This is a genomic window from Streptomyces sp. NPDC033966, from assembly GCF_055575955.1.
The window spans coordinates 509,508-535,606 of record NZ_JBVIRQ010000004.1 but is presented as its reverse complement, the minus strand read 5'-3'; the positions used below and the strand labels follow the sequence as shown (position 1 = coordinate 535,606).

The window sequence follows — 26,099 nt, the reverse complement described above, 5'->3', positions numbered from 1 at the left end:
GGCGGCTCCGAGCCCGGGCCCTCCGGATCCGGACTGAAGCGCCGGCTGGCCGAGCTGCGGCGCGACCGGGGGATCTGGAAGCGGGGGATCGTCACCGCCGGCATCGCCGCGCTGATCTCGCTGATCATGATCTTCCATGCGGAGCTGTCCAACGACGTCGGCAACCTCGGCAGCCTCACCGAGACCTTCCTGCCCTGGCTGGGCGTGGCCATTCCGGTGCTGCTGGCCGTCGCCGTGGTCCGCAAGTCCGCGACCGCCCTGATCGCGATACTGCTGACGGGCGCGGTCTGGGTGAACCTCTTCGGCGGCCTGGTCACCGACAAGTCGGGCTCCGGCGGCAACCTGACGGTCGCCACCCACAACGTGGACGCCGACAACCCGGACCCGCGCGGCACCGGCGAGGCGGTCGCCAAGTCCACGGCCGACGTACTGGCCCTGACCGAGCTCAAGGCGAGCGCCGTCCCGGTCTACGAGAAGGCCCTCGAAGGCACGTACAAGTACCACGCGGTCGAGGGCACGGTCGGGGTGTGGAGCAAGTACCCGCTGACCTCCAGCAAGCCCGTCGACATCCGGCTCGGCTGGACCCGCGCCATGCGCACCACCGTGGCGAGCCCCTTCGGCGAGATCGGCGTGTACGTCGCCCACCTGCCCTCGGTCCGCGTCAAGCTCAACGCCGGCTTCACCGCCAACCAGCGCGACAACAGCGCCGACGCGCTCGGCGCGGCCCTCGCCGCCGAACCCCTGAAGAACGTCATCCTGCTCGGCGACCTCAACGGCACCATGAACGACCGCGCCCTGTCCGAGGTCACCTCGCAGATGCGCTCGACGCAGGGCGCGGCCGGCAACGGCTTCGGCTTCAGCTGGCCCGCGCAGTTCCCGATGGCCCGCATCGACCAGATCATGGTCCGCGGCGCGAAGCCCGAGGCCTCCTGGACCCTGCCGCGCACGGGCAGCGACCACCTGCCGGTCGCCGCCCGGCTGACCGTGCGCAAGTAGCGGCGCCGCCGGCCGCCCGGGGGCGGCCGGCCCGGCCTACGGCCGCTCGCGCCAGCCGTTGGTGATGGGCAGCCGGCGGTCCTTGCCGAAGCCCTTCGCGGAGATCTTGGTGCCCGGCGGGTACTGGCGGCGCTTGTACTCCGCGGTGTCCACCATCCGCACGGTCTTCGCGACGAGCTCCCGGTCGAAGCCGGCCGCGACGATCTCCTCCAGGCCCTGGTCCCGGTCCACGTACCGGTCGAGGATCGCGTCGAGCACCGGGTAGTCCGGCAGCGAGTCCGTGTCCACCTGCCCCGGGCGCAGCTCGGCGCTCGGCGGCTTCACGATCGAGTTCTCCGGGATGGGCGGGGTCTCGCCCCGCTCCTCGGCGGCCCGGTTGCGGTAGCGGGCGAGCCGGAAGACGTCGCTCTTGTACACGTCCTTGATCGGCCCGTAGGCGCCGACGGAGTCCCCGTAGAGGGTGGAGTAGCCGACGGCCAGCTCGGACTTGTTGCCCGGCGCCAGCACGATGTGGCCCTCCTGGTTGGAGACCGCCATCAGCATGGTGCCGCGCAGCCGGGACTGGAGGTTCTCCTCGGCCAGGCCGGTCAGGCCCAGCGAGCCCATGTAGGCGTCGAACATCGGCTCGATCGGGACGGTGCGGAAGTTCAGCCCGGTCCGCGCCGCCAGATCGGCGGCGTCGCCCTTGGAGTGCTCCGAGGAGTACTTCGAGGGCATGGCGATGCCGTACACGTTCTGCGCGCCGATCGCGTCGCAGGCGATGGCCGCGACGAGCGCCGAGTCGATGCCCCCGGAGAGCCCGATCAGGACGGAGCGGAAGCCGTTCTTGCGGACGTACGCGCGCAGGCCCACCACCAGCGCGTCGTAGACCTCCTCGTCGTCGTCCAGCCGCTCGGCGTAGCCGCCGGTCACGACCGGCTCGTACGCCTCCAGCGGCTCCTCGGAGAGGACCACGCGGTCGATGCGCAGGCCGTCGTCGACGACGCCCTCGGGGGCGTCGGCCCGCGCGGCCGGGAGGTCGAGGTCGACCAGGACGCAGCCCTCGGAGAACTGCGGGGCCCGGACGACGACCTCGCCGGAGGCGTCCACGACGATCGAGTCGCCGTCGAAGACCAGCTCGTCCTGGCCGCCGATCATCGCCAGGTAGGCGAGGGTGCAGCCGGCCTCCTGGGCGCGCTTGCGGACCAGTTCGAGGCGTACGTCGTCCTTGTTGCGCTCGTACGGGGACGCGTTGATCGAGATCAGCAGGCCGGCCCCGGCGGAGCGGGTGGCGGGGACGCGGCCGCCCTCCTGCCAGAGGTCCTCGCAGATGGCGAGGGCCACGTCGACGCCGTGGACCCGGACGACGGGCTGGGTGTCGCCGGGCACGAAGTACCGGAACTCGTCGAACACCCCGTAGTTGGGCAGGTGGTGCTTGGCGAACCGCAGCACGACCTCGCCGCCGTACAGCACGGCGGCGGCGTTCTCCGGGGAGCCGGCGGGGCGGCCGAGCCGGGGGGCGGCCCGCTCGCTGCGGTCGAGGTAGCCGACGACGACGGGGAGCCCCCCGAGCCCCTCGTCCGCCAGCCGCCGGGCCAGCGCGGTCAGAGCGGTGCGGGACGCGTCGACGAAGGACGCGCGCAGGGCCAGGTCCTCGACGGGGTAGCCCGTCAGCGTCATCTCCGGGAACGCCACCAGGTGGGCGCCCTGCTCGGCGGAGTGCCGCGTCCAGTGCACGACCGAGTCGGAGTTGGCGGCGATGTTGCCGACCTGCGAGTCGATCTGATTCAGAGCGAGGCGAAGTTGAGGCACGGGGCCCAGTGTAATCGTCTTTCTGACGCGATGTCCTGGGTCCCGGCCGTTCCGGCGCGGAATCAGAGCTTCCGTGAGTGGCTGCGCGGGTGGTCCGGCGCGTGGTTCAGCGGATGGGGCCGGTGAACTTCGCCGGGGGCAGCAGGACGCCGGGGGAGAGCTCCGCGCTGATGCTCGTGGTGCCGCCGGGCACCTCGTACGCGGCACTGCCGGAGGCCGTCTCGCCGGGCTGGAGCACCCTGTCGACGCGCTTCGGCATCCGGCCGTCGAAGACGAGCCTGCCGACGTTGCCCTTGCCGTCGCGGACCTCGGGGATCGCGTGGACGACGCGGAGGGGCTCGGCGGAGGTGTTGGTGATGGTGAAGCGCACCTCCACCGCGTTGCCCACCTCGATCCACTTGCTGCTGGTGGCGTACTTCCGGGGCGCTTCGACGCTCACCTTGACCCCGTTGGGGTACGTGTACGTACGGCCGAAGTCGAGCGGGGTGGTCATGCCGGGGCCCGGCGGCGGGGTGGGGACCGGGTCCTGCTCCCAGTCCTCGTCCTCGTCCCAGTCCTCCTCCCCGTCCTCGTCCCAGTCCCCGTCCGGGTCGGCCGCGACGTGCCGGGAGGCGCGGTCCACGGCCCTGTCGACGAAGGTGACGGTGAGGAACCAGCCGCCGACGCAGGCGCCGAGGCCGAGGACGCCGAGGGCGACGCCGAAGAGGGACATCACCTTGCGCGGGGCGCCGGCCCGGGCGCGTACGAAGGCGGCGATGCCGAGGCCGAGCGCGGTCATGCCGAGGAGCGCACCGACCCAGAACACGAACGGCACGAGGGCGACGGGCACGGCCACCAGGCCCACCACCAGCGCGGCGACGGCCATCCCGTTGGAGGGCGCGGCGGGCACGGGCGGGTACCCGGGATAGGCGGCGTAGCCGGGGTACGCGGCGTAGGGCGCGGCCGGCGGCGGGCCGGCCTGCCCGGCCTGCCCCCAGGCCCCGCCGGGCGGCGCGAACCGCGGCGGGGTGGCTCCGGGGGCGGGAGCCGCCCAGGGGTTGAACTCCCCGGCCGGCGCGGCGGCCGGCGGCGGCTGCGGGGCCCGGGCCTGCACGGGCGGCGGCTGCGGGGCCCGGGTCTGGGCGGGCTCCGGCTGCGGGGCCTGCGCCGGCTCGGGGGCCGCGGCGGGCTCGGGGGCGGGGGCCTTGGTCAGCGACGGGCCCGCCGGCTCCGGAGCGGGGGCGGGGGTCTGCGCCGGCGCGGGCTCGGCCTGCGGGGTCTTCGTCAGCGACGGCTTCGCCGGCTCCCGGGCAGGTGCCCCGGACGCCGGTGCCTCGGAGGCCGGGACGTCCGCCGGCGGGGTGTCGGCCGGCGGGGTCTTCTCAAGTGACGGCTTCGCCGTCTCGGGTATGGGCGTGGCCGCGGGCTCGGACGGCGGACCGGACGGGGTCCCGGGCGGGTTCGGGGGCGTGCTCATACCTGGCGGCGTCCTTGGAGTGTGCGGCGTACGGGGCGGGAGGCGCGGTGTACGGACGATGCGGGCAGACTGCCATGCCCTCCGGCCCCCTCCAAGCCGTTTCGGCTCCGGCCCCCGCACCGGGGAGCGGAATCGGCCGATGTGCCGGAATCAGGACTTCCGCGGGGCGGCACCCCCGGGGGAACGTGGCGGCCGGCGCGCACGTTCTCCCCGTGTGGGACTCGGCCGGATGGCCCAGGGTGCGCATCCCGGCGATCCCCAGCGGCGGCGCCGCCCGGGGGCGCCGCGCGCCGACGCCGGATCTGCTGAGGATCATTCACGCCATGCGTACAGAACGCCCGAACCGTCCGTACCGTCCCGAAGGAGCCCCACCCCCCACGACGTGGCCCGTCGCCCTCCTCGTCGGTCTCGGCGCGGCCGCCTACACCGCCTGGGTGCTCGAAGTCGTCCTCTCCACCGGCCTCAACCCCATCGAGACCTACGTCAGCGAGCTCGCCGCCCGGGACCAGCCCCTCGGCGGCCTCTTCCGGGCCACCGACTTCACCGCCGGCCTGCTCGTCTTCCTCGGCGGGCTGCTCGCCCTGGCCCGACTGGTACGCCACCCCCAGTCCCGGGGTCTCTGGGCCGTCGCGGGGTGGGCCGGGGTCACCCTCTTCGGCGCGGCCACCGCCGCCGACGCCTGGCTGCCGCTCAGCTGCCGGCCGACCGCCGACCCGGAGTGCGCCGCCCGCGAGACCGCAGGCCTCGTCCCGGCCACCCACCAGGCCCACGCCGTCAGCAGCAGCCTGGCCATGACCGGCGCCCTCATCGGGATAGTGGCCCTCACCGTCGCCGCACGCCGGTACCGGCGGCTCGCGCCCCTCGCCCGCTACGGCCCCGCCCTCGTCGTCCTGGAGCTGCTCGCCACCGCCTGGACCCTGACCGCCATCGCCCTGTTCACCGCCGGACACGGGACCTGGGCGCTCGGGGCGGGACAGCGGCTCCAGGTGCTGCTGGTCGCGCTCTGGCTGGGGCTGCTGGCCCGCTCCGTCCACAAGGAGGGCCGTACGTGAAGGCCCCGGCCCTGAACCCCCCGGCCCGCTTCGTCCGGGTGGACGGGGTCCCGCTGCACGTGGTCGTCGAGGGCGGCGGTGACGGCTCCGGGCCCGCCGTGGTGCTGAGCGCCGGGCTCGCCATGGCCTGGTTCGACTGGGACCCGGTCGCGGCCCTGCTCGCCGCCCGGGGCCGCACCGTGATCCGCTTCGACCGCCCGGGGCACGGGCTCAGCGCCCCGGCCTGCGAGCCGCCCGGCGCCGCCGCCGAGGCCCGGCGGATCGCCGGGCTGCTGGACGCGCTGGGGCTGGGCGCCGCCCCCGTCACCGTCGTCGGGCACTCCATCGCCGGGTTCCACGCCGAGGCCTTCGCCCGCCTGTACCCCGAGCGCACCGCCGCCCTGGTGCTGGTCGACTCCAGCGTCGAGGAGGCCCCCCGCACGCTGCTGCCCGCCGCGCTGCGCACCGGCGCCGCCCGCGCGCTCGGCCGGGCCGTCACCGCGGCCGGGCTCCCCGCCGCGGTGGGGCCCGCGCTGCGGCACGCCGCCGTCCGGGCCTCCCGGGCGGGCCGGGCGGCCGACCCGGCCGCGCGGGACCTCGTACGCCGCTGCTACCGCACGGGCCGGGTCTGGCGCGGGGCGCTCCTGGAGAACTCCCGCTACCCGGACACCGCCGCCGAACTGCTCGCCCTGCGCGCGGAGCACCCGCTGAAGGCCCCCGCCACCGTCCTGGCCGGCCACGACGGCCGGCCCGGCACCGCCGCCCCGCGCTGGCTCGGCCGCCAGGCGGCACTGGCCGACGCGCTCGGCGCCCGCTTCGAGGTCGCCGAACCGGCCGGGCACCTGGTCATGCTCGACCGCCCGCACCAGGTGGCACGGGCGGTCCTGGACGCCGCCGCTCCGGCGTAGCCGGGCTCAGCGCGGCGCCGCCCCGCGCTGGCGGAGCATGTCCGCCATCAGCTTCAGCTCCGACTGCTGCGCCTCGACCATGCCCTGCGCCAGCGCCCGTTCCGCCGGGGTGCCGCACTGGCGGGCACAGCCCTCGGCCATCGCGACGCCGCCCTTGTGGTGGTCGGTCATCAGCTGGAGGTAGAGCACCTCGGCGTCCCGGCCGTTCGCCGCGCCGAGCCGCTCCAGCTCCTCCTTGGTGGCCATGCCGGGCATCAGCGCCCCGGGCTTGGCGCCCGGGTGCCCCGCGTGGCCGCCGTGCCCCTCGCCGGACTGCATCCAGGACATCGGCGGCTCGTCGGCCACCACCTTCGGCAGCCCCCACAGGTCCAGCCAGCCCAGCAGCATGCCGCGCTGGTTGGCCTGCGTGTTCGCGATGTCGTACGCGAGCCCGCGCACCGGCTCGTCCTGGGTGCGGTCGCGGACGATGAAGGACATCTCCACCGCCTGCTGGTGGTGCACGGCCATGTCCCGGGCGAAGCCCGCGTCCGGCGAGTACAGGGCCGGCGCGGCGGACGCGGCACGGTCGCCGCCGTCCGGGCCGTTCGCGGTGGCGACCGTGGCCCCCACCGCGAACAGCACGGCCAGCACGACCGCCGCGCCCGCCGCCCAGTACGTACGGGTCACTTCTCGCCCACTCCGTTGGTGCAGGCCGCCCCCGGCTCGGGGGTCTGGGGGCCCTGCACGTACTTGGTGAAGAACTGCGCCACGCGGGGGTCGTCCGCCTTGTCCACCGTCAGCTGCTTGCCCCAGGCGCTCAGCATGATCGCGCCGGCCTGCTCCTTGACGGGGCTCAGCAGCGTGTAGGGGGTCTTGCCGACCTTCTCCGCGAGCTTGCCGACCTCGGCCTTGTCGGCCTTGTCGCTGTACGTCACCCAGACCGCGCCGTGCTCCAGCGAGTGGACGGCGTTCACCTCGGGGACCGGGTTCTTGTAGACGTCGCCGTTGCAGTTCATCCAGCGGGGGTGGTGGTCACCGCCGACCGGCGGGTTCATCTCGTACTTGACCGGGGTCTCGACGTGGTTGCGGCCGAGCTTCTTCGCGTCCCAGGTCTGCTCGCCCGAGACGGGGGCCTTGCGGGCCGCCTCCGCGTCCTTCTCCTTCTGCTTCTGGTCGATCAGCACCCAGGCCCCGAACCCGACGAGTCCGGCGACGATCGCCGTGGAGATGCCGATCGCGAGGAACTTGTTGCGCCGTTCGCGCGACTGATCGGCGCGGCGCATCTCGGCTATGCGCTGCTGGCGGGAGTTCTGCTGTGACGTCCTGCTGGCCATGTGCCCTTGGTTCCTTCTGCTGAGGGGGGTGTGGGGGTGGTGCCGTTGGTGCCGTCCGGTGCGCCGGAGCGCTCAGGTCCGCAGCACTTGCAGGACGTGCAGGCCGGGGGCGCGTGCGAGGGTGCCGGGCGGCCGCACCGGCCCAGGAGCCGCGCCAGGGCGGGCGGCGGGCGCCGGTCCGCTCCCGGGCAGGGCCGCGGCGGGCGGCGGGGCGGGCAGCACGGCGGGGGTCACATGGGCGAGGGGGGAGCAGCCCGGAAGGTCGTACGGGGACACGCAGGTGGCGTGCGCTCCGTGTCCGGCGTGCACCCGACCGGGTTCCGCCGCGGGCCGCACGCACAGGAAGGCCATGCCGGCCGCCACCCCGGCCGCGACCAGCAGCACGAGGACGGCACGCCGGACGGGGCGCCCATGGCGCCCGCTCCGCGTGTGCTCCCAGCCCCCCATGGGCGCTGATGGTAATGCTCATGACGGGCCCTGGGTCAGTGCGGGGGTGCCATCGGCCTTGGGGGGTGCGTAATGTGGCGGAAACCACCACTGGCGATACTGGACGGGCCCGGCTGTGCCCCCCGTCCCTTTCGGGTGGTGGTGCACAGATCGTCTGAACTGCGAGGATGAAGGCATGGACAAGCAGCAGGAATTCGTCCTCCGGACGCTCGAGGAGCGCGACATCCGCTTCGTGCGCCTGTGGTTCACCGATGTGCTGGGCTTCCTGAAGTCCGTCGCGGTCGCCCCCGCCGAGCTGGAGCAGGCCTTCGACGAGGGCATCGGCTTCGACGGCTCCGCGATCGAGGGCTTCGCCCGGGTCTACGAGTCCGACATGATCGCCAAGCCGGACCCGGGGACCTTCCAGATACTGCCGTGGCGCGCCGAGGCCCCCGGGACGGCCCGGATGTTCTGCGACATCCTGATGCCGGACGGCTCCCCGTCCTTCGCGGACCCGCGCTACGTCCTCAAGCGCATCCTGGCCAAGACCTCCGACCTGGGCTTCACCTTCTACACCCACCCGGAGATCGAGTTCTTCCTGCTGAAGGACAAGCCCCTGGACGGCACCCGCCCCGTCCCCGCCGACAACTCCGGCTACTTCGACCACACTCCGCAGAACGTGGGCATGGACTTCCGCCGCCAGGCGATCACCATGCTCGAATCCATGGGCATCTCGGTGGAGTTCAGCCACCACGAGGGCGCCCCGGGACAGCAGGAGATCGACCTCCGCTACGCCGACGCCCTCTCGACGGCCGACAACATCATGACGTTCCGCCTGGTCATGAAGCAGGTCGCCCTCGAACAGGGCGTCCAGGCGACCTTCATGCCGAAGCCCTTCTCCGAGTACCCGGGCTCCGGCATGCACACCCACCTGTCCCTCTTCGAGGGCGACCGCAACGCCTTCTACGAGTCGGGCGCCGAGTACCAGCTCTCGAAGGTCGGCCGCTCCTTCATCGCGGGCCTGCTGAAGCACGCGGCGGAGACGGCCGCGGTCACCAACCAGTGGGTCAACTCCTACAAGCGCATCTGGGGCGGCTCCTCCCGCACCGCCGGCTCCGGCGGCGAGGCCCCCTCGTACATCTGCTGGGGCCACAACAACCGCTCGGCCCTGATCCGCGTCCCGATGTACAAGCCGGGCAAGACCGGTTCCTCACGGGTGGAGGTCCGCTCGATCGACTCGGGCGCCAACCCGTACCTCACCTACGCCGTCCTCCTGGCGGCGGGCCTCAAGGGCATCGAGGAGGGCTACGAACTCCCGGCGGGCGCCGACGACGACGTCTGGGCCCTCTCCGACGCCGAACGCCGCGCGATGGGCATCGAACCCCTCCCGCAGAACCTGGGCGAGGCCATCTCCCTGATGGAGCGCAGCGAACTGGTCGCCGAGACCCTCGGCGAGCACGTCTTCGACTTCTTCCTGCGCAACAAGAAGCAGGAGTGGGAGGAATACCGCTCGGAGGTCACGGCCTTCGAACTCCGCAAGAACCTGCCGGTGCTGTAGGCGCCGGCCGTACTGCCGTTCCGGGCCCGCGGTCGGTTGACCGGGGGCCCGGAGCCGTTTCAGGGCTTGGCGCAGGTGAGGGTCACCTGGTCGCTGCGGGCCGACAGGTTCCCCACGTGCAAGGTGACGAAGACGCTCGGCGACATGCCGTTCACCGTCGGCGAGAGCTCGACGACCTTGAGCAGGGAGACGCTGCCGACGCCGGGGCCGAAAGTGACCGTGCCCGAGCCGAAGGGGTCGCTGCTGGAGGCGTAGGTCCAGTAGTAGGGGACCTTGCCGTTGCCCGACCCGGTGATCTTGCCGTCGAATTCGGCCCGGCTCGGCTTGGTGCAGTCGACGACCGTGCCCGGCTTGGTGAGGGTGATGACCTCGACCTTGGTGACCTGCACCTTGCCCTGCTTGCCGCCACCGTCGTGCTTCTCCCGGGGCGGGGTCAGGCAGCCGATGCGCTTGCCCTTGGTGTGGACGCTGTACTGGCCGTAGCGGACGCCCTGCTTGTCGAGGGTGCCCTCGTCGCCGACCCGGGTGCGCTGGCTGGTGTTCGGGCCCTTGATCGTGACGGACTGGTTCGGCTCGAAGCCCTCCAGGACGAGGGTGTACGGGCCGCTCCCGGCCTCCCCGGTCGCGACCAGCTCGCACGAGGCGGCCGGCGCCGGTGCCGGGGCGGCCGGGGGTGCGAAGGCGACGGCGGCCGAGGAGAGGAGGAGCGGGGCCGCGAGGAGCGTGAGGTGGCGGTGCCGGTTCATCGTGCTGCCCTCCGGGACGGGAATGCCCCCAATGCTCCTCCCAGGATATCGGCGGGTCAGGCGGGGGGCTGGAGGACGGCCGGGTGCCAGGTGGGGTGGGGGGCCGCGGGGCGGGCGGTCGTGGTGTGGAGCAGGCCGTCCAGGCCCAGGACCGCCGTGGTCGTGGTGCCGGACGGGTCGAGGACGGCCGACGGCGCGCCCGCGTACAGCATCCGGGACTCCGTCCAGGCGGGCGGGCCGCCCAGGGTGGTCGCGGCGACGGTGCCGGTGTCCGCGCGGCCCGTCACCGTGCGGCCCGCGACGCCGACCGCGCCGTAGCCCGCCCGGCCGCCGGACTCGGAGACGCTGGAGACCTGCGGGGCGCCCGGGCCCGCGGTGACGAGCGCGGTGCGCACCACCCCGGAGTCGGGGCGGCGGAAGTAGAGCCGGATGCCCGCGCCGTCCCGGGCCGCCGACAAGGGGACCGTGGTGGCGGGGAGCCCGGTGGGGTACGGACCGGCGAGCGGGGCGCCGGGGGCCGGCTGCGTCCAGGCCAGGACGGATTTCGTGGTGGTGGCGTAGACGTGGCGCCGCCCGGCGGAGTCGACGAGGGCTATCGGGTCGCTCTGGAGGTCCTCACCGCCCAGCTGCTGCCAGTCGGTGAAGGCCCCCGACGGCTGCTGCACGCGGGCGCGCAGGGTGCGGCGGGTGTCGCGGACGTAGACGGTGAGGCGGCCCTCGGCGTCGCCGGCGGCGGAGGGGGCGCTGATGGCCGAGGTGCCCGGCTCGTCCCCCTGCTCGGGGGTGCCCAGCGACTGCCACGCCCCGAACGGGCCGTCGGGCGCGGTCTGGGCGGCGTACACCACCTCGCGCCGGTAGTCGGCCGGCCGGGGGCCGAGGGTGGTGCGGGTGGCGAGGACCGCGACGCGGCCGTCGGGGAGGCGGGCGGTGGTGGCGCCGGGGTCGATGCCGGTGCCGGGGAGCAGGGCCGGCCCGGTCCAGGTCCCGGCCCGGTCGCGGTTCCAGACGGCCATCCGGCCGTCCAGTACGGCGAAGGCCCAGAGCCGGCCGGGGGCGCCCTCGGTGAGCCAGGAGGAGGTGTCGGCGCGGGCGTAGCGCAGCGACTGGGCCCAGTGGCGGCCGGTGGGGCTGCCCGCCACCTTGCGGTCGCCGCAGCCGGAGGGTGAGCCGCCGCAGTAGTCGGCCCGGTCCTGCCAGGCGTACGTCTTCAGGAAGCCGGTCTTCGTCTCGGCGGTCTGCGGGTCGAGCGCGTGGGGGAGGGTGCCGTTGTGGTAGCCGAGGTAGTTCTGGACCGAGAACCGCGGCCGGTCCGTGACCTGCTCGGCGTACAGGGCGGTGGCGGCCTGCACGAAGCGGGCGCCGTACATGTGGTCCTGGTGGTCGGTGTACTTGCCGGTGTCCGCGTACCGGTTGGGCGTCGGGTCCTGCATCCGTATCGTCGTCGGCCGGTACCGCTCCAGGATCCCGGATATCGACCGGACCACCTGGTCCTTGGTGTACGAGAACTGCTGCTTGACCGGGGTGCCGGTGGTGAGCTGCGCCTCCAGCGCCGGTATCCGCCCGTTCCACAGGCCGCGCAGGCTGTCCGGGTTCTCCGCGGCCGGGTTGCGGGCCTCGCGCAGCTGGAACCAGACCAGGTTGACCTGCGGGCGGGCGACGAGGACGTCGAGCTCGGCCTGTCCGCCGCCGGCCGTGGGTATGACCGTGCGCTTCCACGCGCTCGTGCGGTCCCCGGTGGCCATCTGCGCGTAGGCGGACCGTATGCCGTTCTGCCGGGCCTCCGCGTACTGGGCGCGGTCGGCGGGCTGCTCCGGGTCCTTGGCCTCGCCGCCGCGCGCCTCGTTGCGGCCGTCGGCCTCGCCGGAGGTGAGGTAGGCGGTGGTGACGGGGATCCCGGCCAGCAGGGAGCGGCTGAGGTCGGGGTTCATGAAGAAGAGGTCGTCGTCGGGGTGCGCGACGATCTGGACGACCGTGCCGGAGGTGGTGCTGGCGGGCAGGGCGGCGGCCGGGTTCTTCCCCTCGCCGGTCTCGGCCGCGGTCTGCTGGCCGGAGGTGATGGAGAGGACACCGGAGGCGCCCACGGTCAGCATGGGCAGCACGGCCGCGAGGAGGAAGCGGCGGCGGGAAAGGGGCATGGTCACGGCCTCTTGAGGTCGCTTCGGGCAGGAAGAACCGCTGTGCAGTCAGTGAGAGGCCAAAACGGGGGAGTTGGTTCACCGATTTCGCCGATGACGCACACTTTTCCGAAAACGACCGGTTGTGATTGTGCCCTGCCGGTGCCGTGGCCGGGCCAACCGCCCGGATCGTGGACGCGGCCGCCCCCCACAAGACGCCCGCTAGGGGGCGGTGTTGCGCGGTCCCACCGGCTGCCACGGGGCGAGGTAGGCGTCGGGGTCGTCCGTCGAGGAGGTGACGTACAGCCGCGCGTCGAGGCCGACCACGGCCAGGCTGACCAGGTTCTTCCCGGTCGTCGTGCTGGACGGGGCCTCGACGAACAGCAGCGGTGAGCGCTGCCACGCCTCGCCCGGGGCGACGTCCGCGCCCAGCTGCCCGCCCGCCGAGCGGCCGGCCAGTACGTGTCCGCTCGCCGTCACCGGACCGAAGCCCTGGAGCCCGCCCAGCTCGGTGGGGCCGTCCACCTTGAGCCCGGCGCCGGCCGTGACCAGCGCCGAGCGCACGTTGCCCGAGCCCGGCTTGCGGAACCACAGCCGCACGCCGCCCTCGCGCCCCTGCGCCGTCAGCGGGAGCGTGGTGTCCGGCAGTCCGGTGGGGGTGGCCGGGCCCAGCGGGGCGCCGGGCTCCGGCTGGGCCCAGGCCGTCACCGTCTTCGTGGTGGCGGCGAAGACCATCCGCCGCCCGGCCCCGTCGGTCGCGGTGGCCGGGGTGCCGTGCAGGTCGGAGCCGCCTAGGGAGTCCCACGGGCCCCACTCCCCGTCGGGGCGCCGGACGCGGCCGCGCAGGGTGGAGGCCCCGTCGCGGACGTAGACGGCGAGCGCCCCGGTGCCGTCGACGGACACGGCGGGCGCGCTGATGTCGGAGGTCCAGGTGTCGTCGGCGCCCTCGGGCGTGCCGAGCGACTGCCAGGGGCCGAACTCCCCGGAGCCGGGGGCCTGCTGGACCGCGTACACGACCTCGCGGAGGTAGTCGGCCGGCTTGTCGCCGAAGGAGGTGCGGGTGCCGAAGGCGGCGATCCGGCCGTCCTTGAGCGTGACGGTGGATATGCCCTGGTCCATCCCGGTTCCGGCGAGCAGGCGGGGGCCGGTCCAGCTGCCGAGCAGGCCCTCGCGGTGCCAGACGGCGACCTGGCCGTCGAGCACCTTGAAGGCCCACAGGCCGTGCTCCGCGTCGGAGGCCAGCCAGGAGGTGCTGGTGCCGCGGGCGTAGTTGACGGTCTGGGTCCAGCGGTTGCCGGAGGGGCGGTCGGCCACCTTGAGGTCGCCGCAGCCGGCCTCGCTGCCGCAGTGGTTCTCCTTGTCGAGCCAGGCGTAGGTGTCCAGGATGTCCAGCTTCTCCTTGGCCTCGCCGGGGTCGAGGGAGCTGGGGAGCGAGCCGTTGAAGTAGCCGATGTAGTTCTGCACCGCGAAGTGCGGGCGGTCCTTGACCTCCTGCGCGTAGGCGGCGGTGGCCATCTGCACGAACCGGGCGCCGTAGAAGTGGTCCTGGTGGTCGGTGTACCGCTTGGTGTCCTGGAACCGGCCGGGGGACGGGTCCTGGGCGCGGATGGTGGTGGGCCGGTAGCGCTCCAGGATGCCCTCGATGGTCCGGACGACCTGGTCCTTGGTGTACGTGAACCCCTGCCTGACCGGGGAGCCGGAGGCGAGCACCGACTCCAGGTGCGGGACCCGGCCGTCCCACAGGCCGTGGAGGCTGTCGGGGACGTCCGCGTAGACGTTGCCGGCCTCGCGCAGCTGGAGCCAGACGAGGTTGACCTCGGGCTTCGCGACGAGGACGTCCACCTCGGCCTGCCCGCCGCCCTTGGTCGGGACCACGGTGCGCTTCCAGGCGCTGCTGCGGTCGCCGGTGGCCATCTTGGCGTAGGCGGCGCGGATGCCGTTCTGGCGGGCCTCGGCGTAGGCGGGCTTGTCGGGGCGGGTGGAGGCCTGCTTGGCGGCGCCCGCGTTGATGCCGTCGGCTTCGCCGGAGGTGAGGTAGACGGAGGTGACGGGGTGGCCGGCGGCTATGGAGTACCGCAGGTCCGGGTTCATGAAGTACAGGTCGTCGTCGGGGTGGGCGACGATCTGGAGCACCCGGCCGGGGTCGGGGGCGTCCACGGCGGTGGCGGTGGTGGCCCTGGAATCGGCGGCGGTGGGCACGTCGAGGGCGCCGAGGGCTTCGTTGCCCCGGATCATGAGCATGCTGCCGGCGGCGGTGGCGGCGACGAGGCCGACGGCCTTGACGATCTTCCGGGCGACCGGATGCCGGGCGGCTGCGCCGGGGCTTGGCACGGGACCGGCCCCGTACCGCTCGGCGGCGGCTTCGGCTTCGGCTTCGGCCTCGGTCGCGGCGGCTTCGGCCTCGGGACTCCCCGCCTGGGCGGGCACGCGGGTCCCGGGCGGGGCCCCGGCGGCTTCGGCCTCGGTGCTCCCCGCCGGAGCCGGGGCGTCCGGCTCCGGCGGGGCCGCGGCGGCTTCGGTCCCGGAGGTCCGGGCGGTCCGGGCGGCTTCGGTCCGGGCGGTCCCGGCGGTCCTGGCGGCTTCGGGGCCCGTATCGGCGGGCGTGCCCGCCTCGGCGTCCGCGGAGTGCGGGCCCTCCGGGGCCTCGGCGGGGGCCGCCGGAAGGGCGGAGGCGTCGCGCTGCTGGGGGACACGTGCAGCGGGGGTCGAGGACGGGTCGGGCTGCCGTGAGGAAGGAGAGGTCGCGGCGGAGCCGGCGGGTCCGTCGGACATGGGGGCTCCTCGCGGCCGGTCGGGCGGGGACCGGGCCCCTCGGACATAGATCTAACAAGTAAGCAGATAATCCGATAATCCGCCTCATGATATCGGCCACGGTGCCCGGTGAGTCGAACGCCTGCTCCGGCTAGGCTCGCTCCCAGGCCGGCCGGACCAGCCGGCAGCGAGACACTCGGGAGGCGGCGGGATGACAGTCCCGGGACGCAGGAGCAGCACCTTCATCAGGCTGCTGCGCAGCGGGTTCACCGACCCCACGCACGCCGCCCGGCTCCTCGACGCCGACGCGCTGGCCTCCGTACGCGCCGACCCGGTCCTCCTCGACGCCCTCGGCGCCACCGCCGACCCCGACCTCGCCCTGCACGGGCTGGTCCGCCTCGCCGAGGCCCAGACCCCCGAGGAGCTGCCCCTGCTCCTCGACACCCTCGTCAGCGCCAAACCCCTGCGCGACCGCCTCCTCGGCGTGCTCGGCGCCTCCGAGGCCCTCGCCGACCACCTCGCGCGCCACCCCCGCGACTGGCAGGCCCTCGTCACCTACGAGGCCGCCGACCTGCACCCCGGCCTCGCCGAGTTCGAGCAGGGCCTCGCCGGGGCCCACGACCCCGTCGCCCTGCGCGTCGCCTACCGCCGCTGCCTGCTCTCCATCGCCGCCCGCGACGTCTGCGGCACCACCGACGTCGCGCAGACCGCCGCCGAGCTCGCCGACCTCGCCACCGCCACCCTCCGCGCGGCCCTGCGCATGGCGACCGCGGCCGCCCCCGAGGACGCCGTCCAGTGCCGCCTCGCGGTGATCGCCATGGGCAAGTGCGGCGGCAACGAGCTCAACTACGTCTCCGACGTCGACGTGATCTTCGTCGGGGAGGCCGTCGCCGGCGCCGAGGAGCACAAGGCGCTCCAGGCCGCCACCCGCCTCGCCTCCCACCTGATGCGGATCTGCTCCGAGACCACCGTCGAGGGCAGCATCTGGCCCGTCGACGCCAACCTCCGCCCCGAGGGCCGCAACGGCCCCCTCGTACGCACCCTCTCCTCCCACCTCGCCTACTACCAGCGCTGGGCCAAGACCTGGGAGTTCCAGGCCCTGCTCAAGGCCCGCGCCGTCGCCGGCGACCCCGAACTCGGGGCCCAGTACGTCGCCGCCATAACCCCCCTCGTCTGGCAGGCCGCCGAACGCGAGAACTTCGTCGCCGACGTCCAGAAGATGCGCCGCCGCGTCGTCGACAACATCCCCGCCGCCCAGGTCGACCGGGAACTCAAACTCGGCCCCGGCGGCCTGCGCGACGTCGAGTTCGCCGTCCAGCTGCTCCAGCTCGTCCACGGCCGCAGCGACGCCACCCTGCACTCCGGCACCACCCTCGACGCCCTGCACGCCCTCGCCGCCGGCGGCTACGTCGGCCGCGCCGACGCCGCCCAGCTGCACGACGCGTACCGCTTCCTGCGCGCCATGGAGCACCGCATCCAGCTCTACCGTCTGCGCCGCACCCACCTCGTTCCCGAGGACGAGGCCGACCTGCGCCGCCTCGGCCGCTCCATGGGCCTGCGCACCGAACCCGTCGCCGAGCTCAACAAGGCCTGGCGCCGGCACGCCTCCGTCGTGCGCCGCCTCCACGAGAAGCTCTTCTACCGGCCCCTGCTCGACGCCGTCGCCCAGCTCGCCCCCGGCGAGACCCGGCTCTCCCCGCGCGCCGCCGGCCAGCGCCTCGAAGCCCTCGGCTACGCCGACCCGGCCTCCGCCCTGCGCCACCTGGAGGCCCTCGCCTCCGGCGTCAGCCGCAAGGCCGCCATCCAGCGCACCCTGCTTCCGGTCCTCCTCGGCTGGTTCGCCGACTCCGCCGACCCGGACGCCGGACTGCTCGGCTTCCGCAAGGTCTCCGACGCCCTCGGCAAGACCCCCTGGTACCTGCGCCTGCTGCGCGACGAGGGCGCCGCCGCCGAGAACCTCGCCCGCGTGCTCTCCGCCGGACGCCTCGCCCCCGACCTGCTGATGCGCGCCCCCGAGGCCGTCGCCCTGCTCGGCGACCCCGAAGGCCTCCAGCCCCGTACGCACGAGGCCCTCGAACAGGAGGTGCTCGCCGCCGTCGGCCGCGCCGACAACGGGGAGGCCGCCGTCGCCGCCGCGCGCGGGGTCCGCCGCCGCGAGCTGTTCCGCACCGCCGCCGCCGACATCATCGCCTCCTACGGCACCGAGGACAGCCCCGCCGAGAAGGACTGCGGCGCCCTCGTCGACCGGGTCGGCGACGCCGTCTCCGAACTCACCGCCGCCACCATCGCCGGAGCCCTGCGCGCCGCCGTGCGCGACCACTGGGGCGAGACCCTCCCCACCCGCTTCGCCGTCATCGGTGTGGGCCGCTTCGGCGGGCACGAACTGGGCTACGGCTCCGACGCCGACGTCCTGTTCGTCCACGAACCCCGCGAGGGCGTCGACGAACAGGAGGCCGCCAAGGCCGCCCAGACCGTCATCGCCGAGATGCGCCGGCTGCTCCAGCTGCCCACCGCCGACCCGCCGCTCCTCATCGACGCCGACCTGCGCCCCGAGGGCCGCTCCGGGCCCCTCGTACGCACCCTGTCCTCCTACGCCGCCTACTACCGGCGGTGGTCCCTGACCTGGGAGAGCCAGGCCCTGCTGCGCGCCGAGCCGGTCGCCGGCGACGTCGACCTCGGCAACCGCTTCATCGAGCTGATCGACCCGCTGCGCTACCCCACCGAAGGCCTCGGCGAGGACGCGGTCCGCGAGATCCGCCGCCTCAAGGCCCGCATGGAGTCCGAACGCATGCCGCGCGGCGCCGACCCCACCCTGCACACCAAACTCGGCCGCGGCGGGCTCAGCGACGTCGAGTGGACCGTCCAGCTGCTCCAGATGCAGCACGCCTGGGCCGAGCCGGGCCTGCGCACCACCCGCACCCGCCGGGCCCTGGCCGCCGCCCACGCCGCCGGTCTGCTCCCGACGGAGGAGGCGCAGATCCTCGACGAGGCCTGGGTCCTCGCCACCCGCGTCCGCAACGCCGTCATGCTGGTCCGCGGCCGCGCCGGGGATACCTTCCCCTCGGACGCCCGCGAACTGGCCGCCGTCGGCCGCTACCTGGGCTACCCGGAGGGCAAGGTCGGCGAGGTGCTGGACGACTACCGCCGCACCACCCGCCGCGCCCGCGCGGTGGTGGACGAGCTGTTCTACGGGGCGTAGGCCGGAGGGCCGGACGCCCCGGAGGGCGGCCGGCCCGTACGGCGGGGGTGGTTACGCCGCCGCCCGGCGGTAGGTACAGACGTGGACGCCCGTGCCGCTGACGACCGTGGAGACCAGTTCCAGGGTGCGCAGCCTGCCGTCCGACGGGAAGAGCTTCTTGCCGCCGCCGAGGACCACCGGCATGATCATCAGCCGGAGTTCGTCGACCAGGTCCTCGGCCAGCAGGGTCCGGGCCAGCGCGGCGCTGCCCATGACCACCAGGTCGCCGCCCTCGGTCTCGTGCAGCTTCCGGATCCGGGCGACGGCCTCGTCGCCGGGGACGAGCGTGGTGTTGTTCCACGTCAGGTCGGATTCGGCGAGCGTGCCGGACACGACGTACTTGGCGATGCCGTTCATGTGGTCGGCGAAGGGGTCGCCCGCCCGCTCCGGCCACGCCGCGGCCATGGTCTGCCAGGTGCGGCGCCCGAACAGCAGGGCCTCGGTGGTCGCCATCCAGTCGGACAGGGCGCCGCCCATCACCTCCGGGTCGAAGAACGGGTGCGTCCAGCCGCCGTGGGCGAAGCCGCCGTCGGTGTCCTCGTCGGGGTGCCCCGGCGCCTGGACGACGCCGTCCAGGCTGATGAATTCACCCAGCACGATGCGCATGGGAATGCCTCGCTTCCTGATCCTTCGGATTCGTTCGCGACAGGGGAAAGCTATGCAGCGTTCACTGACCGGGCAATCGAATGACGGGTGGGGCGGGCGGTATTTGCAGGTCAAGTAGGGGAAATCGTTGCAACGGATCTGATTTGAACGCAAGGTCGGATCCTGGTTCATTGCAATGAATGGATGTGAACGCACGCCTGCCACCGCCGGTGCCGGCGCGACATGATGGCCTCCCGAGCCCAGAAGGAGAACCGCCGCCGTGCCCGCTGCCGACACCGTCCTCACCGGAGCCCGCGTCCGCACCCTCGACCCCGCCCGCCCCGAAGCCGGCGCGGTCGCCGTACGCGGCGGCGAGATCGCGGCCGTCGGCGACGCGGCCGACGTACGCGACTGGCTCGGCCCCGCCACCCAGGTCCTCGACCTCGGCGGGGCCACCCTCACCCCCGGCCTCACCGACGCGCACAGCCACCCCGTCTGGGGCGTCGAGACGGCCACCGGAACCGACCTCTCGCACGTCCGGGACCTCGACCAGCTGCGCTCCGCCCTGCGCACCGCCGACCGCACCGGCGGCTGGGTCCTCGGCTTCGGCCTCGACCACAACGCCTTCGGCGGCCGCCCCGTCGACCGGGACCTCGTCGAGGACGTCCTCGGCGGCACCCCCGCCTTCCTGCGCCTCTACGACGGCCACTCCGCCCTCGCCACCGGCCCGGCCCTGGCCGCCGCCGGCATCACCGGGCCCCGCGCCTTCGGCCAGCGCTCCGAGATCGTCTGCGACGGCGACGGCCGCCCCACCGGCCACCTCGTCGAACACGCCGCGATGTCCCTGGCCGGCGCCCTCGCCCCCAAGCCCGCCCCCGCCGAGCGCCGCGCCCGCCTGCTCGCCCTGCTCGACGCCATGGCCGCCACCGGGCTCACCGGTGCCCACGTCATGGACCTCGGCGACGGGGACGTACCCGCCCTCCTCGCCACCGTCGAGTACGAGACCGACCTGCCGCTGCGGCTGCGCCTCGCCCCCTGGTGCATGCCCGGCGCCGACGAGGAGGAACTGGCCCGGCTGATCGGGCTCCAGGGCGTCCACGGACGCCACTGGCAGGTCGGCGGCGTCAAGTTCTTCATGGACGGCACCGTCGAGGGAGGCACCGCCTGGCTGGAGCACGCCGACTGCCACGGCCAGGGCACCGAGGCCTTCTGGCCCGACCCGCACGCGTACGCGCGGGCCGTACGCCTCCTCGACGCGGCCGGGGTCCGCACCGCCACCCACGCCATCGGCGACGCCGCCGTCCGGCACGTCCTGGACACGGTCGCGGCCCTCGGCGAAGGGGCCCGCATGCGGCACCGGATCGAGCACGTCGAGACCGTCCCCGACGACCAGCTGAAGCGGTTCGCCGAGCTCGGGGTGATCGCCTCCATGCAGCCCCCGCACACGGCGTACACCCGCGCCGACCACACCGACGAGTGGTCGAAGCGGCTCGGTAGCGAACGCGCCGGCCGCGCCTGGCGCTGCCGGGACCTGCGCGACGCCGGCGCGGTCCTCGCCCTCGGCTCCGACTGGCCCATCGCCCACCACGACGCACGCCAGGTCCTCGCCACCGCCCTGCGCCCCCGCGGCGCCGCATCCGGCGGCCGGGCCCTGACCGGGCTGATGGCACTGGAGGGCATGACCTCCCACGCGGCGCTCGCGGCGGGCGAACAGGCCGTCGCGGGCCGCATCGCCCCGGGCTGCCGCGCGGACCTGACGGCCCTCGCCCTCGACCCGGTCACCGCCGCCCCCGACGAACTCGCGGAGGCCCCCGTACGCCTGACGATGTCAGGCGGCCGGATCACACACAGGGGCTAGGCCCGGCGGAGGCGGTTCAGCAGCTCCGACACCGGGTGCGGTCCGGTGGGTACCGGCCGGCGCGGCAGCCGGTGCGGCAGCGATCCGTACCAGGCGCGGGACACGGTGTACCCGAAGGCCAGGCAGAGCACACCGCCGACGGCGTCGAGCCAGAAGTGGTTGGCGGTGGCCACGATCACGACGAGGGTCGCCGTCGGGTACAGCAGCCCCAGGATCCGCGCCCACGGCGCGGAGGCCACCGCGAAGATCGTCAGCCCGCACCAGAGCGACCACCCTATGTGCATGGAGGGCATCGCCGCGTACTGGTTCGACATGTGCTTGAGGTTCCCCGAGGCCATGGAACCCCAGGTGTGGTGCACCAGCACGGTGTCGATGAAGTGCCCCCCGTTCATCAGCCGGGGCGGCGCGAGCGGGTAGAGGTAGTAGCCGACCAGGGCGACGCCCGTGGTGGCGAAGAGGACGAGGCGGGTGGCGGCGTAACGCCCGGGATGGAAGCGGTAGATCCACACGAGCACACCGATCGTCACGATGAAGTGCAACGTCGCGTAGTAGTAGTTCATACCGACGACCAGCCACGTCACCGAGTTCACGGCGTGGTTGACGGACTGCTCCACGGCGATGCCGAGCCCGCGCTCCACGGACCAGATCCAGTCGGCGTTCGCGAGCGCGGCCGCCTTCTGCTCGGGCACGGCGTTGCGGATCAGCGAGTACGTCCAGTAGCTGACGGCGATCAGCAGGACCTCGAACCAGATCCGCGGCCGGCGCGGGGTCCGCAGCCGGGTCAGGAGCGCGGCATCCGGCTCCGGACGGGTGTCGTCCCCCGTCACGGTGGCTGACGAGACGTCCGTCCTGGCGGTGCCCCCGGCGGTGGCTGGGGGAGTTTCCAGTGTCTTCACGCTCGCTTCACCCATGGGCAGAGAGTCTGCCAGATGCGTTACCCCCTCCGATCATCCCTCGGGACGGTCTTCCACGCCCCTCCTCCGCCCCTGGGACTACCCGGTAACCCCTAGGGGGTACGCCGCTGCGCCGGCCCCGAGGCCGTCGAGCCGCGGACCACCAATTCGGGCAGGAACACGAACTCGCTGTGGGGGGCCGGCGTACCGCCGATCTCCTCCAGCAGGGTCCGTACGGCCGCCTGCCCCATGGCCTGCACCGGCTGCCGGATGGTGGTCAGCGGCGGATCGGTGAACGCTATGAGCGGGGAGTCGTCGAAGCCGACCACCGACACGTCCTGCGGAACCCGCAGCCCCTGCTGCCGGGCGGCCCGGATCGCGCCGAGCGCCATCATGTCGCTCGCGCACACCACCGCCGTGCAGCCCCGCGCGACGAGCGCGGCCGCGGCGGCCTGACCGCCCTCCAGCGTGTACAGGGAGTGCTGGATCAGCTCCTCCACCTCGGCCTCGCCGAGCCCGAGCCGGTCCCGCATCGCGACCCGGAAGCCCTCGATCTTGCGGAGCACCGGCACGAACCGCTTCGGGCCGACCGCGAGGCCGATCCGGGTGTGCCCCAGCGCCGTCAGGTGGGTCACCGCGAGCTGCATCGCGGCCCGGTCGTCGGGGGAGACGAAGGGGGCCCGCACCTTGTCGGAGAAACCGTTGATCAGGACGTACGGCACGCCCTGGGCCCGGAGCTGGTCGTAACGGCCCATGTCGGCGGTGGTGTCGGCGTGCAGCCCCGAGACGAAGATGATCCCGGAGACCCCCCGGTCCACCAGCATCTCGGTCAGCTCGTCCTCCGTGGACCCGCCGGGCGTCTGCGTCGCCAGCACCGGCGTGTACCCCTGCCGGGTCAGCGCCTGGCCGATGACCTGCGCGAGCGCCGGGAAGATGGGGTTGTCCAGCTCGGGGGTTATCAGCCCGATGAGCCCCGCGCTGCGCTGCCGCAGCCGTACGGGCCGCTCGTAGCCGAGCACGTCGAGCGCGGCCAGCACGGACTCACGGGTGCCCGCGGCCACACCGGGCTTGCCGTTGAGCACGCGGCTGACTGTGGCTTCGCTGACTCCCGCCTGGGCTGCGATGTCGGCTAGCCGTGCGGTCACGGGATTGGACTGTACCGGTAGCGGGCTCACATCGCCCACCACGTGCAGGAATCGGGGGGAAGACGGACCGTGCGGCCATCGGTCTCCACCGGGGCGCTGGAGAGCACCGGCCGGCCCGGGGAGGGAAGCTCCACGGCGGTGGGCCGGGTGTTGAGGGTGCAGGCGAAGCCGGGGCGGGTGAACAGGAGGACCCCGTCGGGGGCGGGCCGCCAGCGCATCCCCCGTGCGAACACCGCGGGTCCCGCCCCCGCCCCGGGCCACTCCTCAGGGCACCCGCCCCGCCCCGACTCCGGCGCGCCCAGGCCCGGCATGGCCCGGCGCAGCTCCAGGGCGGCGCGGTACAGCTCCAGCGTGGAGTGCGGATCGCCGGTCTGCGCGGCGACGCTCAGCCCCGCCCAGCCGGCGGGCTGCGGCAGCCAGCTGCCGCCGGGGCCGAAGCCGTACGGGGCCTCCTCACCGCACCAGGGGAGCGGTACGCGGCACCCGTCGCGCAGCCCGTCCTGCCCCTCGGCCTCCGCCCCGGACCCGGACCCACCCTCGGCGGAGGCCCCCGCCCCCCGCCGCCCGCGGCGGAACGCCGGGTCCTGGCGGGCCCCGTCCGGGAGGTCGACGACCTCCGGCAGGCCGAGCTCCTCGCCCTGGTAGACGTACGCCGACCCGGGCAGGGCCAGCATCAGCAGCGCCGCCGCCCGCGCCCGGGCCAGCCCACGCGCCCCGCCCCCGTACCGCGTGACGTGCCGTACGACGTCGTGGTTGGACAGCACCCAGGTCGTCGGGGCGCCCACGGAGGCGGTGGCGGCGAGGGACTCGTCGATCACGGTCCGCATCGCCGCCGGGTCCCAGGGGCAGTTCAGGAACCGGAAGTTGAAGGCCTGGTGCAGCTCGTCGGGCCGTACGTACAGCGCGAGCCGCTCCGAGGTCGGCGCCCACGCCTCCGCGACCCCGATCCGCCCGTCCCCGTAAGAGTCGAGCAGCCGCCGCCAGGAGCGGTGGATGGCGTGCACCCCGTCCTGGTCGAAGAAGGGGAGCGGCTCGGTGCCGATCAGGGTGGCCTGCGCGCCCCGGCCGATGTCGGGCAGGCCCGGGGCCTTGACCATGCCGTGGGCCACGTCCACCCGGAAGCCGTCGACGCCCAGGTCGAGCCAGAAGCGCAGCACCGACTCGAACTCCTCCGCGACCTGCGGGTGCTCCCAGTCGAGGTCGGGCTGCTCGGGGGCGAAGAGGTGCAGGTACCAGTCGCCGTCCGGCACCCGGGTCCAGGCCGGGCCGCCGAAGACGGACTCCCAGTCGTTGGGCGGCAGCTCCCCGTCCGTGCCGCGCCCCGGCCGGAACAGGTACCGCTCGCGGGCGCCGGGCGCGCCCGCTAGGGCCTCCCGGAACCAGGGGTGGGCCTCGGAGGTGTGGTTCGGCACCACGTCGACGATCACCCGCAGGCCGAGCGCGTGCGCGGCCCGGACCAGGTCGTCGGCATCGGCGAGGTCGCCGAAGAGCGGGTCGACGGCCCGGTAGTCGGCGACGTCGTAGCCGCCGTCCGCCTGCGGGGACACGTAGAAGGGGGTCAGCCACACGGCGTCCACCCCGAGCCGGGCCAGGTGCGGCAGCCGCTCGCGCACCCCGCGCAGGTCCCCGACGCCGTCGCCGTCGCTGTCCGCGAAGGAGCGGACGTACACCTGGTAGATGACGGCATCGCGCCACCAGCCGCCGCTCACGGCCGGGTCGCCGGAGTCACCGCTGAAAGCGTTGCTGGAAGCTCTTGCAAGCGGGACGGCCGTCAACTCGTGGTTCATACCGCAGTCAACGCGCCTGCACGCCCCGTGGTTGCGGGCCTGTGCAATCGAAGCGGACTCGAACTAACAGCAAGCTGCGGCAACCGTAGGGACACACGGATGTAACGATCCCCTCCGCTTGCAGAAAATTGCCGCAAGGTCTTTCGGTCAGCTTTCAGGCTTGTTACGTTCCTCGCAACTCGGGACCGCGAGGGCGCGGCCGGGATCATCGAAGGAGTTCATATGCGGCGTGGCATAGCGGCCACCGCGCTGGTCGCGACCCTGGCGCTCGCGGCGACGGCTTGCGGTGGGGACACCAAGGACGACGGTGGCGAGACGAAGGCCGGCGGCGAGCTGTCCGGCACCGTCACCTGGTGGGACACTTCGAACGACGCCGAGAAGGCGAGCTTCCAGAAGATCGCCGAGGCGTTCACCGCGAAGCACCCGAAGGTGACCGTCAAGTACGTCAACGTGCCCTACGGTGACGCCCAGAACAAGGTCAAGAACGCCTTCAGCAGCGGCGCCGACGCGCCCGACGTGATCCGCGCCGACGTCGGCTGGGTCGCCGACTTCGCCTCGCTCGGCTACCTCGACGAGGTCCCGGCCGACACCGCGAAGAAGATCGACGCCGAGTTCCTGCCGCAGGCCGCGGCCAGCGGCAAGTTCGAGGGCAAGACCTACGCCGTCCCGCAGGTCATCGACACCCTCGGCCTCTTCTACAACAAGAAGATGCTCGCCGACGCCGGCGTCCAGCCGCCCAAGACGCTCGAGGAGCTGAAGACCGCCGCCACCGCCATCAAGGCCAAGAGCGGCAAGACCGGCCTCTACCTGCGCGGCGACGACTCCTACTGGTTCCTGCCCTTCATCTACGGCGAGGGCGGCGACCTCGTCGACGCCAAGACCAAGACGGTCACCGTCGACAACGCGGCCGGCGTCAAGGGCTTCAAGGCCGCCCGCGACCTGGTCACCTCCGGTGCGGCGGTCACCAACGCCACCGACGGCTGGACCAACATGCAGACCGCCTTCAAGTCCGGGGAGGTCGCGATGATGATCAACGGCCCCTGGGCCGTCGCGGACAGCTACGCGGGCGACCAGTTCAAGGACAAGTCCAACCTCGGCGTCGCCCCCGTCCCGGCCGGCTCCGCCAAGGCCGGCGCCCCGCAGGGCGGCCACGACCTCGCCGTCTACGCCGGCTCCAAGAACACCGCCGCCGCGCACGCCTTCGTCGAGTACATGACCTCCCAGGAGGTCCAGGTCCAGTCCGCCAAGGACCTGAGCCTGCTGCCCACGCGCACCGCCGCCTACGAGCAGCCGGACGTCAAGAGCAGCGAGATGGTCCAGTTCTTCAAGCCGGCCGTCGACAAGGCCGTCCAGCGCGCCTGGATCCCGGAGAACGGCTCCCTCTTCGAGCCGCTCAAGGTCGAGTACACCAAGGCCGTCACCGGCGCCTCGACCCCCGAGGACGCGGCCAAGGCGGCCGGCGCCGAGTTCCGCAAGATCCTCAAGGGCTGGAAGTAGTACGGA

The 26,099-nt window shown here is 73.6% G+C and carries 18 protein-coding genes and 1 pseudogene; 7 read left to right on the top strand and 12 right to left on the bottom strand.

Annotated features, from left to right (window positions below):
- The first annotated feature begins 26 nt into the window (after nucleotides 1-26).
- A pseudogene (locus tag ACZ518_RS14685) lies at nucleotides 27-996 on the top strand (endonuclease/exonuclease/phosphatase family protein).
- Between the two features lie 36 nt (nucleotides 997-1,032).
- On the opposite strand, the gene ACZ518_RS14680 reads toward ACZ518_RS14685, so the two are convergent.
- On the bottom strand, nucleotides 1,033-2,787 hold the full coding sequence (locus tag ACZ518_RS14680) for an NAD+ synthase (RefSeq protein ID WP_469113382.1): 1,755 nt from the start codon (nucleotides 2,785-2,787) through the stop codon (nucleotides 1,033-1,035).
- A gap of 106 nt (nucleotides 2,788-2,893) precedes the next feature.
- Nucleotides 2,894-4,243, bottom strand: a complete 1,350-nt coding sequence (locus ACZ518_RS14675) for a DUF4190 domain-containing protein (protein ID WP_469113381.1) — start codon at nucleotides 4,241-4,243, stop codon at nucleotides 2,894-2,896.
- 323 nt (nucleotides 4,244-4,566) lie between these two features.
- On the opposite strand from ACZ518_RS14675, the gene ACZ518_RS14670 reads away from it, so the two are divergent.
- Both ACZ518_RS14670 and ACZ518_RS14665 read left to right on the top strand, forming a co-directional pair.
- Complete coding sequence (locus tag ACZ518_RS14670; RefSeq protein WP_469113380.1) at nucleotides 4,567-5,295, top strand: DUF998 domain-containing protein; 729 nt, start codon at nucleotides 4,567-4,569, stop codon at nucleotides 5,293-5,295.
- Nucleotides 5,292-6,182: an alpha/beta fold hydrolase gene (locus ACZ518_RS14665; RefSeq protein ID WP_469113379.1), complete on the top strand. Its 891-nt coding sequence runs from the start codon at nucleotides 5,292-5,294 to the stop codon at nucleotides 6,180-6,182. Before ACZ518_RS14670 ends, ACZ518_RS14665 begins: the two co-directional genes overlap by 4 nt.
- Nucleotides 6,183-6,188: 6 nt before the next feature.
- On the opposite strand, the gene ACZ518_RS14660 is transcribed toward ACZ518_RS14665, so the two are convergent.
- The 3 genes from ACZ518_RS14660 to ACZ518_RS14650 all read right to left on the bottom strand — a co-directional run bounded on the left by ACZ518_RS14660 (nucleotide 6,189) and on the right by ACZ518_RS14650 (nucleotide 7,942).
- A complete protein-coding gene (locus tag ACZ518_RS14660) occupies nucleotides 6,189-6,848 on the bottom strand; it encodes a DUF305 domain-containing protein (RefSeq protein WP_469113378.1) in 660 nt (219 codons plus the stop codon).
- Entirely contained in the window at nucleotides 6,845-7,495 is a 651-nt protein-coding gene (locus tag ACZ518_RS14655; RefSeq protein ID WP_469113377.1) for a DUF3105 domain-containing protein, read from the bottom strand. Before ACZ518_RS14655 ends, ACZ518_RS14660 begins: the two co-directional genes overlap by 4 nt.
- A 72-nt stretch (nucleotides 7,496-7,567) precedes the next feature.
- Nucleotides 7,568-7,942 (bottom strand): hypothetical protein, encoded by a 375-nt coding sequence (locus ACZ518_RS14650; RefSeq protein ID WP_469113376.1) that lies wholly within the window; start codon nucleotides 7,940-7,942, stop codon nucleotides 7,568-7,570.
- Between the two features lie 175 nt (nucleotides 7,943-8,117).
- On the opposite strand from ACZ518_RS14650, the gene ACZ518_RS14645 reads away from it, so the two are divergent.
- Nucleotides 8,118-9,479 carry a glutamine synthetase family protein gene (locus ACZ518_RS14645; protein WP_344153501.1) on the top strand — a complete coding sequence of 454 codons (1,362 nt, stop codon included), beginning with the start codon at nucleotides 8,118-8,120 and terminating at the stop codon, nucleotides 9,477-9,479.
- A 59-nt stretch (nucleotides 9,480-9,538) separates the two neighbouring features.
- On the opposite strand, the gene ACZ518_RS14640 is transcribed toward ACZ518_RS14645, so the two are convergent.
- The 3 genes from ACZ518_RS14640 to ACZ518_RS14630 all read right to left on the bottom strand — a co-directional run bounded on the left by ACZ518_RS14640 (nucleotide 9,539) and on the right by ACZ518_RS14630 (nucleotide 15,111).
- Nucleotides 9,539-10,225: a hypothetical protein gene (locus tag ACZ518_RS14640; protein ID WP_469113375.1), complete on the bottom strand. Its 687-nt coding sequence runs from the start codon at nucleotides 10,223-10,225 to the stop codon at nucleotides 9,539-9,541.
- 56 nt (nucleotides 10,226-10,281) lie between these two features.
- Nucleotides 10,282-12,360 carry a PIG-L family deacetylase gene (locus ACZ518_RS14635; RefSeq protein WP_469113374.1) on the bottom strand — a complete coding sequence of 693 codons (2,079 nt, stop codon included), beginning with the start codon at nucleotides 12,358-12,360 and terminating at the stop codon, nucleotides 10,282-10,284.
- A gap of 201 nt (nucleotides 12,361-12,561) precedes the next feature.
- Complete coding sequence (locus tag ACZ518_RS14630; protein ID WP_469113373.1) at nucleotides 12,562-15,111, bottom strand: PIG-L family deacetylase; 2,550 nt, start codon at nucleotides 15,109-15,111, stop codon at nucleotides 12,562-12,564.
- Between the two features lie 190 nt (nucleotides 15,112-15,301).
- Between ACZ518_RS14630 and ACZ518_RS14625 the strand changes: the two genes are divergently transcribed.
- Nucleotides 15,302-18,289, top strand: a complete 2,988-nt coding sequence (locus tag ACZ518_RS14625) for a bifunctional [glutamine synthetase] adenylyltransferase/[glutamine synthetase]-adenylyl-L-tyrosine phosphorylase (RefSeq protein ID WP_469113372.1) — start codon at nucleotides 15,302-15,304, stop codon at nucleotides 18,287-18,289.
- Between the two features lie 51 nt (nucleotides 18,290-18,340).
- Here the strand turns inward: ACZ518_RS14625 and ACZ518_RS14620 are convergent, their stop codons facing one another.
- The gene (locus ACZ518_RS14620) at nucleotides 18,341-18,934 is read right to left on the bottom strand and encodes a dihydrofolate reductase family protein (RefSeq protein ID WP_469113371.1); all 594 of its coding nucleotides are present in this window, start codon (nucleotides 18,932-18,934) and stop codon (nucleotides 18,341-18,343) included.
- A 259-nt stretch (nucleotides 18,935-19,193) separates the two neighbouring features.
- Between ACZ518_RS14620 and ACZ518_RS14615 the strand changes: the two genes are divergently transcribed.
- Entirely contained in the window at nucleotides 19,194-20,771 is a 1,578-nt protein-coding gene (locus ACZ518_RS14615) for an amidohydrolase (protein ID WP_469113370.1), read from the top strand.
- Here ACZ518_RS14615 and ACZ518_RS14610 read toward each other — a convergent pair.
- The 3 genes from ACZ518_RS14610 to ACZ518_RS14600 all read right to left on the bottom strand — a co-directional run bounded on the left by ACZ518_RS14610 (nucleotide 20,768) and on the right by ACZ518_RS14600 (nucleotide 24,596).
- Nucleotides 20,768-21,682 (bottom strand): phosphatase PAP2 family protein, encoded by a 915-nt coding sequence (locus ACZ518_RS14610; RefSeq protein WP_469113369.1) that lies wholly within the window; start codon nucleotides 21,680-21,682, stop codon nucleotides 20,768-20,770. The two genes, ACZ518_RS14615 and ACZ518_RS14610, sit on opposite strands and share 4 nt — an antisense overlap.
- A 95-nt stretch (nucleotides 21,683-21,777) precedes the next feature.
- Nucleotides 21,778-22,809: a LacI family DNA-binding transcriptional regulator gene (locus ACZ518_RS14605; RefSeq protein ID WP_469113368.1), complete on the bottom strand. Its 1,032-nt coding sequence runs from the start codon at nucleotides 22,807-22,809 to the stop codon at nucleotides 21,778-21,780.
- Nucleotides 22,810-22,835: 26 nt separating this feature from the next.
- Nucleotides 22,836-24,596, bottom strand: coding sequence for a glycoside hydrolase family 13 protein (locus ACZ518_RS14600; protein WP_469113367.1), 1,761 nt, complete (start codon nucleotides 24,594-24,596; stop codon nucleotides 22,836-22,838).
- A 222-nt stretch (nucleotides 24,597-24,818) separates the two neighbouring features.
- Between ACZ518_RS14600 and ACZ518_RS14595 the strand changes: the two genes are divergently transcribed.
- Complete coding sequence (locus tag ACZ518_RS14595; RefSeq protein WP_469113366.1) at nucleotides 24,819-26,093, top strand: extracellular solute-binding protein; 1,275 nt, start codon at nucleotides 24,819-24,821, stop codon at nucleotides 26,091-26,093.
- Nucleotides 26,094-26,099: the final 6 nt, after the last annotated feature.

What these genes read in the sequence shown, in the direction of transcription:
- ACZ518_RS14675 (WP_469113381.1), bottom strand. Translation starts at nt 4,243, where the DNA reads ATGAGCACGCCCCCGAACCCGCCCGGGACCCCGTCCGGTCCGCCGTCC.
- ACZ518_RS14670 (WP_469113380.1), top strand. Translation starts at nt 4,567, where the DNA reads ATGCGTACAGAACGCCCGAACCGTCCGTACCGTCCCGAAGGAGCCCCA.
- ACZ518_RS14655 (WP_469113377.1), bottom strand. Translation starts at nt 7,495, where the DNA reads ATGGCCAGCAGGACGTCACAGCAGAACTCCCGCCAGCAGCGCATAGCC.
- ACZ518_RS14650 (WP_469113376.1), bottom strand. Translation starts at nt 7,942, where the DNA reads ATGGGGGGCTGGGAGCACACGCGGAGCGGGCGCCATGGGCGCCCCGTC.
- ACZ518_RS14645 (WP_344153501.1), top strand. Translation starts at nt 8,118, where the DNA reads ATGGACAAGCAGCAGGAATTCGTCCTCCGGACGCTCGAGGAGCGCGAC.
- ACZ518_RS14640 (WP_469113375.1), bottom strand. Translation starts at nt 10,225, where the DNA reads ATGAACCGGCACCGCCACCTCACGCTCCTCGCGGCCCCGCTCCTCCTC.
- ACZ518_RS14635 (WP_469113374.1), bottom strand. Translation starts at nt 12,360, where the DNA reads ATGCCCCTTTCCCGCCGCCGCTTCCTCCTCGCGGCCGTGCTGCCCATG.
- ACZ518_RS14630 (WP_469113373.1), bottom strand. Translation starts at nt 15,111, where the DNA reads ATGTCCGACGGACCCGCCGGCTCCGCCGCGACCTCTCCTTCCTCACGG.
- ACZ518_RS14625 (WP_469113372.1), top strand. Translation starts at nt 15,302, where the DNA reads ATGACAGTCCCGGGACGCAGGAGCAGCACCTTCATCAGGCTGCTGCGC.
- ACZ518_RS14620 (WP_469113371.1), bottom strand. Translation starts at nt 18,934, where the DNA reads ATGCGCATCGTGCTGGGTGAATTCATCAGCCTGGACGGCGTCGTCCAG.
- ACZ518_RS14610 (WP_469113369.1), bottom strand. Translation starts at nt 21,682, where the DNA reads ATGGGTGAAGCGAGCGTGAAGACACTGGAAACTCCCCCAGCCACCGCC.
- ACZ518_RS14600 (WP_469113367.1), bottom strand. Translation starts at nt 24,596, where the DNA reads ATGAACCACGAGTTGACGGCCGTCCCGCTTGCAAGAGCTTCCAGCAAC.
- ACZ518_RS14595 (WP_469113366.1), top strand. Translation starts at nt 24,819, where the DNA reads ATGCGGCGTGGCATAGCGGCCACCGCGCTGGTCGCGACCCTGGCGCTC.